Source organism: Mesorhizobium sp. WSM4828, from assembly GCF_055811175.1.
Map to the genome: position 1 here is coordinate 142,863 of NZ_JBVVQK010000014.1, position 11,942 is coordinate 154,804.

The window sequence follows — 11,942 nt, forward strand, 5'->3', positions numbered from 1 at the left end:
GATGCACCGTGTCGCGTTTGGTGATAAAACAAAGGCCGACTGGCCAGCGTGGGAGCAGGCGTGGAAATTTACGTGGAATCCGCCCGATCGAGCCTCGGCGGCGAGATGGCCGGTCTTTCCGTGCGTCTGCTCGGACCGCTGACGATTATCCGCGACGGCACCTCCGTCGAGCTTCCGAAGTCGCGCAAACTGCGTGCGCTGCTCGCCTATCTGGCGCTGGCGCCGCATCCGGTCGGCCGCAGCCGCCTCTGCGAGCTTTTGTGGGATGTGCCGAACGACCCGCGCGGCGAGCTTCGCTGGTGCCTGAGCAAGCTTAGAGGCATCCTCGATGAACCGCATCATCGCAGGGTCGAGACACCAGGCGACACGATCGCGCTTGATCTGAGAGGTGCTTCCGTCGACGCTGTCGACATAGCCTCGGCCGCCGCCAAGGGCGTTGAGACGCTCGGTCTAGAGCGGCTGCAGGCTCTTTCCGGAATGTTTGCCGGCGACTTTCTCGATGGGCTGGAGATCGACCGCAGCCCGCATTTCAACAGCTGGCTGATCGCTCAGCGCCGTCGCTTCACCTCGTGGCACGCCGCCATCCTGGAACATCTCGTCAACAAGCTTCCGGCGGATGCCGACGAGATGTCTTCGCATCTGGACAAATGGCTGGAACTCGCTCCGTTCGACGGGCGCGCACATGTGGCTCTTCTGACCAGGCTGGCGCAGCGCGGCCAGTTTGACGCCGGCGAGGAACATCTCGCTTCCGCGGCGCGGCTGTTTGCTTCGGAGGATCTGGATTTCGGAGCCGTTCGTGAGGCATGGCGCACGATCCGCGGCGAACGACCTGCAGCAACGCTCTGGGCCCGACCTTCAGTCGTACCCGCGGCACCGTACGCGTCAATTATGCTTTCCCGTTCCGATACCGCTGCATCACAGAAGGCTTCGCTCGCGGTGATGCCGTTTGCCGAAGAGGCGGCTGGCGGCGGCCCACGCGGAGGCATAGCCGATGGCCTCACCCACGACATCATCACCCGCCTGGCCAAGCTCAGGGATTTCTTCGTCATCGCGCGCGGCTCGGTGTTTGCCTTGGCGGAGAAAAACATCGCGCCCGAAGATGCCGGCCGGCGGCTCAACGTCGACTATGTCGCCACCGGCACCGTGCGCTGCCAGGCCGGCCGCGTCACCGTCGCGGTCGAGCTGGTCGAAGTGCGCACCGCCAGGATCGTCTGGGCCGAGACGTTCGAGCGCAAGCCGGACGACATCTTTGCCGTCCTCGACGACATCGGCAACAGCATCGTCTCGTCGATCTCGGCCGAGATCGAGACGGTCGAGCGCAATCGCGCCATGCTGAAGGCGCCCAATTCGCTGAACGCCTGGGAAGCCTACCACCGGGGTCTCTGGCACATGTATCGCTTCACCCGCACGGAAAACGAGCAGGCCCGGCATTTCTTCGACATAGCCTTGAAGCTCGATCCGACGTTCGCCCGCGCCTATGCCGGGCTCTCCTTCACCCATTGGCAAAATGCCTTCCAGCGTTGGGGCGATCGTGACCAGGAAAGCGCCCTGGCCTTCGAGGCAGCCGGCCAGAGCCTGCTCGTCGACGATCACAATCCGGCCGCTCACTGGGCCATGGGGCGGGCGCTGTGGCTGCGCGGCGAGCAGGACGGCTCCCTCATTGAGCTGGAACGCGCCGTCGACCTCAGCCCGAATTTCGCGCTCGGTCACTATGCGCTCTCTTTCGTCCACTCGCAGTCCGGCGATCCGCAGGCCGCGATCGGCTCATCCGACCATTCCAGGCATCTGAGCCCCTTCGATCCGCTGCTATTCGGCATGCTGGGCGCCAGGGCGATGTCGCATGTCCGGCTTGGCCAGTTCGACGAGGCCGCCGAATGGGCGCTGAAAGCAGCCGCGCGTCCCAACGCCCATGCCATCATCCTGGCGATTGCCGCGCATTGCCTTGCGCTGGCGGGGCGGCTGGACGAGGCACGAAGTTTCGCCGCTGGGCTGCGCAAGATGCTGCCGAACTACTGCGCCGACGATTTCATCGGCACCTTCCGCTTCGAGCCGGGCGCCGAGGCGCTGTTCCGGCAAGGCGCCAAGCGGATCGGGCTGGGGTGAGGCACGCGCGCGGTTAGCCAGGCTCTCCAAACCGCTCATCGCGGCTGGCCGCCCCAAACATCGTCATGTCCGCAGCCAAGGCGCATCGTCAGATTGGTTGCGAATTCGTCGACCAGAGCGGATCAGACAGGCTCAACCGATTTAACGTTGCCGTCGGTGCCCACGAGGCAGCACCAGCCCCATCTTCTGACGGGCAACGGCTGAAGGTGCAGCAGCGCGTTCGCCAAAGAGCGCGCCTTCACGTGCCGCCCCTGCACGCTACCCGATGACAATCCGGCTGGGAAGATGCTCAAAACGCGGCCGCGGCACCCCCACTGCGCCTCTATGTGGCACGCCGCAGCGTTGAAAAAACTCGAATAAGTGAGCAGCGTTTCTTTCGACCTGCGCAAGCGGGTGGGCTCGGTTAAAAAAAAGATACCGACAATAGATCAGGATACAGGCAATCGTATAAGAAGCGATTTCGCCATTGGCTTTTTTCGATCTGCGTAAACGCATAACAACGTGGGATATTACTTATAACAACATACAGCCAATGGAATAAAGTCGATTTTCTGTGCTGGTACATTGCTGTGAAGCGAATTTCAGTATCTGCTAAGATAGCCGGCATTGGTTCTGAATTATTAAGCATTTGCAAAATTCAAACCCGCAATACTGCAATTTTTCCTTGCCATACGCCGACTTCGGATGCAACTTTCTGGCAACAGCAGCCGCGTTAGTTGGTTGCTGGCATGCTTGGGCGGACGGGCGCGAAGCATGGAGAGGGAAATCGATATTCGCTAATGCGGCCCCCCGTGGGGAGCGTTTCCCCTCGACGTAAGAGATCACGACAGCCAGCCACTAAGTCTTCGAATGCATGGGCCACGGTCTGGCTCTTTCGAGGCCGGCGAAGCTCTGTCCTCCGCGGATGGCGCCAATCAGCAATCAGATCAGGAAAGAGCGATGAGGAAATCAACCTTGGCAATCGTGCTCGCAGGCACTTTCGCGCTTACGGCGTGCCAGTCGTCATCCAACCCGGAAGTTCAGGCGCGCAACAGCGAGTTCGGCTGCATCGCCGGTACTGTCGGTGGCGCGATCGTGGGCGGCCTGATCGGCAGCACCATTGGTGGTGGAACCGGACGTGTGATCGGTTCCGCGATTGGCATCGGCGGTGGTGGCTACCTCGGCAATCGTCTTGCCTGCGGCTGAGACGAGAAGAAAGGGACAAGACAATGAAATCCATAATCGCGACCACAGCTTCCTTGCTCCTGCTTTGCGCCGGCGCGGCCACGGCACAGCAGTCCATGTACGAGGGTCACCAGGACCAACTTGATACCGATGACAACGGCGCGGTGAACCGACAGGAGTATCAGGCCTTCATGACCAGGGCCTTCGAAAAGCTGGACGCCGACAATAACGGCGCTCTCAGCCAAGCCGAAACCGCCGACGTCCTGAACGCCGATCAGTTCGCAGCGACCGATGCGAACGGGAACGGCCGTGTCAGTCGGGACGAATTCATGAACCGGGTGATGAAGGACTTCGCGGCGGCCGATAAGAGCGGGGACCGCCGCCTGCAATAGTCTTCGGATACGAACGATCGCCCAGCCGCCAGGCAGTCGGAGGAATGAACCATGAAATTCGTAATCTATGCGACCCTGGCCACTGCTTTGATGGCGATCGCCGGATGTACCACCGACGACGGCTACGATGGCTGCCGCGGGTCGGGCTGCCTGGTTGATCGGCCTCATAAACGGGACCGGAAGATAGACGACCGGCCGCAGTTCGACAGGAACGGCAATCCCAACTTCGATACCAGGGGCCGTTACATCGGCTGCCATGGGCTCGGATGTAAGGTCGACGATCCCGATGACGGGGATCAAAGCATCGACGACAGGCCGCAGTACGATAAGGAAGGCAATCCGAACTTCGATACCCAAGGCAACTACCAAGGCTGCCGCGGCATCGGCTGCGAGGTCGATGCGCCAGACGATGACAGGTCATCGGACGACGATAGTTCATCGGGCGATGACGATTCCGATTGATGGCCCCTGCAACGAACAAGGAAGAGGATAGCCACTCATGTCTGAATTGAACGGTCTCATCCGTCGGCGTGCCAAAATCGTCATGGTCGGCCTTGCGGGGCTGGGAATGACGCTGACATCCGCTTTCGCCGCGAATAGCGCCTGTGACGGTGTAAAGGTCGAAGTGACGAAGGCGCGCAAGCAGGAGTATGCCCCCCTCGTTGCCTCGGCGTTGGACAACAAGGTCAAGCCCGCTCGGGTGAAGTTCATCACGATCATGGAGAACGGCAACTGGAGCGCCGCCTACGTCTCCACGCCGGTGAGCGATGACGGCGTGATGTTCATCCAGACAGTCAACGGAATGAAGCAGTTTCGCGATGTATGGGGCGGCTATGCCGACCCATCGGAAAAGCCTGAACTCGTATCCTGGGCAAAGAAACTCGGAGCGCCGCAAGACCTGGCAAAGTGTTTTGCCGACGAAGTTACGGAATGACGGTGATGATCGCTGGCGATCACCGCGGTGGCGCCGGCATAGCAAATGGCATCGAAAAGGCATGGATCAGCAGAAACTGATCAAGGACTGCATGACCGTCAAGGGTTCACACATCGAGGAGATTCGAACAATGGCCAGAAGACACGCTTTTCTCTTTGCGTTGGGGATGATCTCAGCAATCAGCACCGGATCAGCGTCCGCGCAATCGGCTGCGGAGGTGAACGGCAACCTGGACACGCTGTTCGGAAGTCATGCTCCGTACCAGACCTTCTTCGACAAGTTGAAAAAAGCGGTCGGTTCCGATGACAAGGCGACCGTTGCCGCATTGGTCGCCTATCCGTTCCAGGCCCGCATCAAGGGAAAGGCCCTGAAGATCAAGGATCAGAAGCAGTTCTTGACCGATTACGACCAGATTATCACCCCGAAGGTGAAGGGTGCTGTGACCAAGCAAACCTACGCGACGCTTTTTGCGAACTGGCAGGGCGTTTCCATCGGCGATGGAGAAATCTGGTTCAGCGGCATTTGCAGCAACCAAGCCTGCGAACAGCAGACGATCAGGATCACCGCCATTAACGACTGATGTCGATAGAGGAAGGAAGGCCGGTGTTCATTTCCCGCAACAGGGTTCAGCCCTTCACGACGATCAGAAAAGCGGGGCCTCGATCTCGACGTGACTGAGACCGCAGCCTTGGGCGTCTCCTAGGCCAGTTCGGGCGTCCACGAGATCGGCTTCAACCCAAGCTCGACGTCTTGTTCTAGCCACCGGCGCCTGCGGAAGGATGTAGAAAAATGCTCGCTCTTCGAAAATCCAGACTGATCGTGCAGTTCGCCCGTGCATTGGCAACTTCAGTGAAAATGGTGGCTGTCGTCAGCGTTGCCGTCCCGCACACGATCAATATCGCGTATGCCAGCAAATATGATCTGCCGAAACCCTATGTTTCCCGGGCTCTTAACGCGGTTTTGATACCCATCAACCACGCCTCTCGGCACCGCTATCAGATCCCGCCCAAGCTTCGCGGGGTGTATGTCTTGGCCGTTGCACCCCATGGCGTTGCCGCGCGGCAAGGCATCCGACCGGGTGACGTGCTTGCCACAGTGCGGCATCAACCGATTTCGACGCCGACCGATGTCGACCGACTCGTTTGGGCCGCGCTTGCCGTGAGCGCTACCAGTTTCCTGTTTGGCGTGAACCGCGGAACAGAAGCCGCAGATGTCGTCGAGGTCAATACCAACATCACCGTAAACAACTTCAATACCAACATCTCGGTCAACAATATCTCGCAATGGACGAGCGTCGATAACCATGAGGAGTGGACGCAGATCGTCGATCAGTACGACGACGAGATGGAGACAAGCCTCGAAGACACAAGCTATCGCGAAGACGACTCGCTGCCCGGCGACGCCAGTCCAGATGCCAACGCGACTTCTGCCGATGCTGACGACGATGACAACGATAACAGCGCAGACACCGATGGCGATAGCTCGGACGACAGCACCGGCGACGACAGTTCCAATGATCAGGACGATTCGAGCGATCAGAATGACGATGATGGTGATGACGACAACAACACCGACGACGATAGCTCGGATGACAATACCGACGACAATAATTCCGATGATCAGGACGATTCGACCGATCAGAACGACGATGAAGACTCAACGGCCGGTGACGATGATCAAGACAGCACCGACACCGACGACGATAGCACGAATGACGATGCGTCGGATGACAGTAGCGACGACAGTAATGGATCGGATGATGATGATTCCAACTAGTGGCTGGCCCTGCCAGCCACGGATATCTGAAGTGAACGGCGGGATAAACCACCGCCCGTCAATCGGTGGAATCTGAACGGAGGACAATCGATGAAAACCGCAATACTGACTGCTGCCGTGGTTCTGGCCATGCCGAATTTCACCTTTGCCCAGGACAAGTGCTACGACGCCGCCAAGGATCAGGCCTCGCTGAATGCGTGCGCCGATGCCGCGTTCAAGAAATCCGACAAGAAGCTCAATGAGCTTTACAAGCAGATCGAAGTCCGTCTCAAGGACGATGCGGATACCAGGAAGCTTCTTGTCCAAGCTCAACGGGACTGGGACAAATTTCGCGACGCCGAGTGCAGTTTCCAGACTTCAGGAGCGGCCGGAGGAAGCGTAGTGCCGATGCTCACCGCGCAGTGCATGGACAGCCTGGCGCAATCCCGGGTCAAAGACTTCGAGGGTTACCTGAGATGCGGCAAGCAGGGCGATCCGATGAGTTGTCCCGTTCCGGTCGCGAATTGACACGTCGGTGCCGGGATGAAGACCTTCATCGTATCCGCAGTGCACTTGATAGCTGGGCTGTTGCTGGCAGTTGTTACGGTCGCAAGTGCCGCTGAGATCCCCGAAGGGGACTATTACATCGTCGCGAAGCATTCCTACAAAGCGCTCACCGCCTTTGAAGGCAGGCATGGCGAGATCGTGCTTGGTCAGTCCGCTCGCAAACCCAGGGATGGTCCCGCGCAGCTGTGGACCATCACCAGAGCGACCGGGGAAACGAACGGCGCAACCTATCAAATCCGGTCTCGACGATACGGAACGTATCTCGCCGGCGGCGACGAAGACGAAAACGGGAATACGAGTGTCGTCCTCGAGGATGAGCAGTCCGCTGGAGGGTGGCGCTTCAAGCCGCATCTGAACGGCTATGGCATCGAGTTGGATGACAGCGGCACGACGCTCAACGTCAGGGCCAATGAACGTGCGGACGACGCTCGGATCATCGTCTATGACGCCAGCCTGGACGATAATGCCCAGTGGTTGCTTTATCCGGCCGGCAATGGCGACCGACCGGCAGCGGCGTCGGCAGCGGTGTCGGAATTCGACAATCTGAACAAACGCTATCGCCTTGCTCCGATGCCCGCAGCCACACCCGAGGCCAATAGGCTGAGACGCACGAAGCTGATGGACGATCAGCCAAGCGGTGTGTTCGTGAAAAAGGGAGAGGCAGTATCGGTTACGGCCGAGGGCCTGCCGCCTTCCCCCGATGGCTTGACGATCATGATCGGCCCGATGAACAGCTTCTATGACGAAAGACCCCAGGATGACCCGCAATTGGTCATTGCCAAGGAAGGGCGCACCGACTTCACGGCGAAGCGCGACGGGCTGATCTATTTCCGCTACGCCGAGAGCGGCTTCAGTGCGGCTCTGCCTCCGATCGACGTGACAATCGCGCGTGGCGGCAGTTCGATCCCTCTCTACGTCAAGGGAAAAACAAGCTTCGAAGACTGGCGTAAAATGCTCACCGACATACCCGGTGCGCCATTCGTCGAGATGATAAGCGAGCGTGTTGCCATTACCGCGACCCGCAAGGTCTATATGAGGGCGCCTCAGGACGACCCTGCGGAAATTCTCGACACGATCGAGCAAATTCTAGGCTGGTACGATGCACTGTCCGGTCTCGACGGTTCGTCCAAACTTCATCGGGCATCCCGTTTGCGCATGCACTATCAGCAGGACACGGTGACACCGGCGAAGGTCTTCGACGACGGCATATACATGTACGCAGGCAACCATTTTATAGGTGTCCCCGGCAGCAACATGGGTGATTTGCTGGACGTGAATAAGCTGCGGCAAGCGTGGTCGATCTGGCATGAAACCGGCCATATGTACCAGCAGGAGGATTGGACCTGGGGCGAGATCGTAGAGACTACGGTCAATATCTATTCCCTCAATGCCCAGGCACATTTTGGCCATCCGTCCCGCTTGAAAGAGCGCGATGACTCTACCGGCAAGACGCCGCTGGATCTGGCGGCGCGATATCTGGCGCGGAAGACGCGCGATTTCGACAATGAAAAACAGATGCGTGCCAGCGCGGATGACGACGATGAGCTTTGGGTGCGGCTGGTCATGTTCGATCAATTGCGCCGGGGTCTCGGCGAGGACTTCTATCCGAAGCTTCACCGATATTACCGCGAGCATCCACTGGATGATGCCAATAAGCAGGATGCGGTCAAGGTACAAACCTTCATCCTGCGTGCCAGTACGGTCGCAAATCAGGACCTGACCCGGTTCTTTTCCGATTGGGGGCTGCACATCGAGCAGGAAACCGCCGACAGATTGAAGCGTTTGAATCTGCCTCCAGCAGATCCTCAACTGTGGCGCGTTGCTCTGAATGTTGCATCACGAGGAAATTGAATGATGAAGCCGGCGGCGAGCGCGATGTCGGCACCTGACATGAAGCATGCGCGGGACCTCATCATTGAATGAGGGACCCGAAGGAGGTGATCGTGAAACGCTATAAATCGTCGCTCGCAATGGCGATTACGGCATCTGTCGTGTTGGCATGTGCTGTGCCGGCGACAGCCCAGGGCGACCTCGGATTCGACGTCAACGTCACGCTGTCCAAAAAAGCAGCCGCCAAGCTCGCGGCTAAAAAGGAAGGCATCGTTGTCCTCGCCTCCTATTACGGCGACCCGAGGCGGGGCGCCGAGAAGCACGCCAACGAAGTCGGCCAGATCGATCTCACGCCGCAGGACGAAGAGATCGAAATAGCGGGCACAGCGGGGCATGCCCACATCAGCGGCACAAAGGTCGACACGAAGCGTCTCGACTGGCTTGCCGGCCCTCCCGAGGTCAACGTCAACGTTGCGTCGGCGCGCAAGAGCAGTCCGGACAATCTGCTCAGCTGCGATTTCATCGACGGTCCACTAAGCGATGTCCAAAGGAAGCCTGTGACGCTTCATTGCGGATTGATCGAAGAAAATGTGGACACGAAGTTGAGGCCATAAGGCTCACAAGATCATGCCGACTCGTTACCGGCGCCAACGCAGATTGTCGGCGGCATGACCTGCTTTACTCAAGGGAGGTGACGATTCTCATGCGCCCATTGTTCGCAATCTGTTTCTGCCTGGCCACCATGTCCTTGTCTGCTGCCGCCCATGCCGAGCGCCGTTGTGGCTGGTACTCCAGCCCGACACCCGGCAACCTCGTCCTGACCGACAGTGACGGGGATTGGTGGATCCAGATGCAGGGACGTCCGGATCCCAAAGGCATCGACAATGTACCGGCCTTTGACGAGCGGCAATTCGTCGAGACCAATGTGCCTGGTTCGGGTCACGGCTACGGATGTGCGTGCATGACCGTCGTAACCAACGCCAAGCAGCAAAGGATCACCAGAGTGATCTCGGGCGAAATCCTTCCGCTGGTGCGCTGTCGCAACGACAGATCGCTGCCTAACCCGGACGGGTAATTGTTAGATATCTTGTGGATGCCATGGGCGACGGTGGGCAGCCTAGGGCATTGGATCAAGAAAAAGCCCGGCAAAACCGGGGCTTTTTCTTAGAGTTTCCCGAACCTTATCAAAAGTTCGAAACGGGAATCTAGTGCCTATTCGGCCAAACCGTTCCGGAGCAATTTCAAAGACCTAAGACAGACAGGCACCCCGACGACAAAACGGTTTGTGTACACAGCTGCGCAAAAAGTGTGCCGCAGTTTATGCAGGATAGGTGGACAATTGAGACGGGCACATTGGAAGATTGACCTGATGCCTCAAAAAGAGGTGCCGGCGCTCCCCTGCCGGTCGCGACCAAAGCATGGGCTTAAAGTTGCTGGTACCCAGATCTGCATCGAGATTCGACAGTTGCGTCAACCGAGGCTAGGCTGGGTTTTGGGGTTGTTCTTGGGCTCATGTCTCTCACCTTGTCCGTTCGCGTCATGTTGTGTGTTGCATCGGTGCTGCTGGGAGCTCCGACTGCCCATGCCGGTTTGCAGTTTCAAGCTGGGCAGACCGATTCCGGATTCCGGTATATCCTCGTATCGGGTGATTTCTCGTATCAGGATGACCTATCGGTTTTCGAGGCGTTGGCGCGGTCCAATGCATCAGCCGCTGTCACCTTCCAGTCCTCCGGCGGCAACATCCAGAAGGCTATGGAGCTTGGCCGCCTTATTCGCAGGCTCAATCTCAGCACGGCTCAAGTCAGGGCTGTCGAGTGTGCTTCGGCCTGTTCCCTGGCGTTCCTTGGTGGCGTTGTGCGCTACGCCGAGCCGGGTTCCATCGGCGTTCATAGGTCCTCATTCAGTGGCGACATTTCCGTAAACACCAAGGACGCCGTTTCCGGCGTCCAGCAGATGACCGCCGATATCATCACCTACATGATCGAAATGGGCGTGGACCCCGCTCTGCTTCAGCTTTCGCTGCAATATGACAGTGACGACATACGTTATCTTTCTAGGAGCGAGATGGCGAAGTACAAGGTCGTTACCTTGGAACCCGAAGCAAGCTGGCCGCCGGTCACAAGCCAGGCACCATCTTCGACGCCATCGTCCCAGCAAGCGCCGCTACAACCCCCTGTCGCCTCTTTGCCGCCTGCTTCCGCGAATCCTTCACTTGTTATGCCCCGGGCCCGCTCGGGCCGTGTTCTCCGCTCCCAGGGCGCGGCGCCTTTAAAGGCGCTCCCAGAGGTAAGATCTGCCACGCTCGTCAATGTGCGAAACGGCAGCTCAGTCGTGATTTTGGGTAATGTCGAGCGATGGTACCGCGTCCGTGCAGACGGTCAGGTCGGCTACATGCATGACACCTGGGTCTACGTCGACCAGTATGAGAGCGGCCCCTTCGGACAGCGTCATATCCAGGTCAAGAGCTTCGACAATCTTGCCGAGACGGAAGCCTATGTGCGATCGGCATCAATCCCGCTTGTCGGTTATCTCGCCACCAACGGGTGGTTCGCCGTTACGCTACGCGGCACCTATGCCCAGGATACCGCTAAGAACTTAGCTAAGGCGATGAAGGAAAACGGGTCGATCCCCGAAGACGCCTACGTCACTTATGGCAACAATTACGTCCGCAATGTCTGTTGCGTAAGCGGGTAGCTGATGCCGTTCAGCGCTGGTTGTTCCAAGGCATAAGTGCCTCGATATCGCTGTTTGGCCAGCCATTGGCGATACGCTCGAGGGTCTGGGTGAGCCAGGCGTGCGGATCGACCTGGTTCATCTTGGCGGTGGTCAGCAGCGTGGCGATGGTCGCCCATGTCCGTCCGCCGCCGTCGCTGCCAGCGAAGAGACTGTTCTTTCGAGTAATTGTCTGCGGCCGGATGGCGCGCTCGACGGTGTTGGAGTCGATTTCGATGCGGCCGTCGGTGAGGAAGCACTCGAGCGCGGCACGCCGGCCGAGCGCATAGCGGATCGCCTCGGCGGGCTTCGATTTTCCCGACAGCTTCGGCAGCTCCTTTTCCCACAGCGCAAAGAGAGCGGCAACGACGACGGCGGATTTCTCCTGACGCGCAGCTATCCGAAGTACCGGGTCCTGGCCGCGCACGGCCGCCTCGGCGGCCCACAGCGGGGCCATCTGCGCCACCGTCTGCGAGGCGATAACG

At 58.9% G+C, this 11,942-nt stretch carries 13 protein-coding genes; 12 read left to right on the forward strand and 1 reads right to left on the reverse strand.

Going from position 1 to position 11,942, the window contains the following annotated elements; translation table 11 throughout:
* The first annotated feature begins 105 nt into the window (after positions 1-105).
* From AC0L2X_RS17985 to AC0L2X_RS18040, 12 genes are all read left to right on the forward strand, one after another.
* Positions 106-2,103 carry a transcriptional regulator gene (locus AC0L2X_RS17985; protein ID WP_473554191.1) on the forward strand — a complete coding sequence of 666 codons (1,998 nt, stop codon included), beginning with the start codon at positions 106-108 and terminating at the stop codon, positions 2,101-2,103.
* Positions 2,104-3,042: 939 nt separating this feature from the next.
* Positions 3,043-3,288, forward strand: coding sequence for a hypothetical protein (locus tag AC0L2X_RS17990; RefSeq protein ID WP_292658193.1), 246 nt, complete (start codon positions 3,043-3,045; stop codon positions 3,286-3,288).
* Positions 3,289-3,311: 23 nt separating this feature from the next.
* Complete coding sequence (locus tag AC0L2X_RS17995) at positions 3,312-3,659, forward strand: EF-hand domain-containing protein (RefSeq protein ID WP_473600125.1); 348 nt, start codon at positions 3,312-3,314, stop codon at positions 3,657-3,659.
* Positions 3,660-3,710: 51 nt separating this feature from the next.
* Positions 3,711-4,121, forward strand: coding sequence for a hypothetical protein (locus AC0L2X_RS18000; protein WP_352491225.1), 411 nt, complete (start codon positions 3,711-3,713; stop codon positions 4,119-4,121).
* A 106-nt stretch (positions 4,122-4,227) separates the two neighbouring features.
* Positions 4,228-4,593 carry a hypothetical protein gene (locus AC0L2X_RS18005; RefSeq protein WP_473600126.1) on the forward strand — a complete coding sequence of 122 codons (366 nt, stop codon included), beginning with the start codon at positions 4,228-4,230 and terminating at the stop codon, positions 4,591-4,593.
* 61 nt (positions 4,594-4,654) lie between these two features.
* On the forward strand, positions 4,655-5,173 hold the full coding sequence (locus tag AC0L2X_RS18010) for a hypothetical protein (protein ID WP_352517663.1): 519 nt from the start codon (positions 4,655-4,657) through the stop codon (positions 5,171-5,173).
* A gap of 209 nt (positions 5,174-5,382) precedes the next feature.
* Positions 5,383-6,369, forward strand: coding sequence for a hypothetical protein (locus AC0L2X_RS18015; RefSeq protein WP_473600127.1), 987 nt, complete (start codon positions 5,383-5,385; stop codon positions 6,367-6,369).
* A 90-nt stretch (positions 6,370-6,459) separates the two neighbouring features.
* Positions 6,460-6,876, forward strand: coding sequence for a lysozyme inhibitor LprI family protein (locus AC0L2X_RS18020; RefSeq protein ID WP_473600128.1), 417 nt, complete (start codon positions 6,460-6,462; stop codon positions 6,874-6,876).
* Between the two features lie 15 nt (positions 6,877-6,891).
* Positions 6,892-8,766 carry a M60 family metallopeptidase gene (locus tag AC0L2X_RS18025; protein WP_473600129.1) on the forward strand — a complete coding sequence of 625 codons (1,875 nt, stop codon included), beginning with the start codon at positions 6,892-6,894 and terminating at the stop codon, positions 8,764-8,766.
* A gap of 86 nt (positions 8,767-8,852) precedes the next feature.
* Entirely contained in the window at positions 8,853-9,359 is a 507-nt protein-coding gene (locus AC0L2X_RS18030) for a hypothetical protein (protein ID WP_473600130.1), read from the forward strand.
* Between the two features lie 89 nt (positions 9,360-9,448).
* Positions 9,449-9,820 (forward strand): DUF4087 domain-containing protein, encoded by a 372-nt coding sequence (locus AC0L2X_RS18035; protein WP_473600131.1) that lies wholly within the window; start codon positions 9,449-9,451, stop codon positions 9,818-9,820.
* A gap of 437 nt (positions 9,821-10,257) precedes the next feature.
* Positions 10,258-11,439 carry an SH3 domain-containing protein gene (locus tag AC0L2X_RS18040; RefSeq protein ID WP_473600132.1) on the forward strand — a complete coding sequence of 394 codons (1,182 nt, stop codon included), beginning with the start codon at positions 10,258-10,260 and terminating at the stop codon, positions 11,437-11,439.
* Between the two features lie 10 nt (positions 11,440-11,449).
* Here the strand turns inward: AC0L2X_RS18040 and AC0L2X_RS18045 are convergent.
* The coding region (locus AC0L2X_RS18045; protein WP_473600133.1) for an IS66 family transposase at positions 11,450-11,942 on the reverse strand (493 nt) is incomplete at its 5' end.

Bases quoted from the DNA above. Each gene is read 5' to 3' on its own strand.
- AC0L2X_RS18040 (WP_473600132.1), top strand. From the start codon at position 10,258: ATGTCTCTCACCTTGTCCGTTCGCGTCATGTTGTGTGTTGCATCGGTG.
- AC0L2X_RS18000 (WP_352491225.1), top strand. From the start codon at position 3,711: ATGAAATTCGTAATCTATGCGACCCTGGCCACTGCTTTGATGGCGATC.
- AC0L2X_RS17995 (WP_473600125.1), top strand. From the start codon at position 3,312: ATGAAATCCATAATCGCGACCACAGCTTCCTTGCTCCTGCTTTGCGCC.
- AC0L2X_RS18035 (WP_473600131.1), top strand. From the start codon at position 9,449: ATGCGCCCATTGTTCGCAATCTGTTTCTGCCTGGCCACCATGTCCTTG.
- AC0L2X_RS18020 (WP_473600128.1), top strand. From the start codon at position 6,460: ATGAAAACCGCAATACTGACTGCTGCCGTGGTTCTGGCCATGCCGAAT.
- AC0L2X_RS18015 (WP_473600127.1), top strand. From the start codon at position 5,383: ATGCTCGCTCTTCGAAAATCCAGACTGATCGTGCAGTTCGCCCGTGCA.
- AC0L2X_RS17990 (WP_292658193.1), top strand. From the start codon at position 3,043: ATGAGGAAATCAACCTTGGCAATCGTGCTCGCAGGCACTTTCGCGCTT.
- AC0L2X_RS18025 (WP_473600129.1), top strand. From the start codon at position 6,892: ATGAAGACCTTCATCGTATCCGCAGTGCACTTGATAGCTGGGCTGTTG.
- AC0L2X_RS18005 (WP_473600126.1), top strand. From the start codon at position 4,228: ATGACGCTGACATCCGCTTTCGCCGCGAATAGCGCCTGTGACGGTGTA.
- AC0L2X_RS18010 (WP_352517663.1), top strand. From the start codon at position 4,655: ATGGATCAGCAGAAACTGATCAAGGACTGCATGACCGTCAAGGGTTCA.
- AC0L2X_RS17985 (WP_473554191.1), top strand. From the start codon at position 106: ATGGCCGGTCTTTCCGTGCGTCTGCTCGGACCGCTGACGATTATCCGC.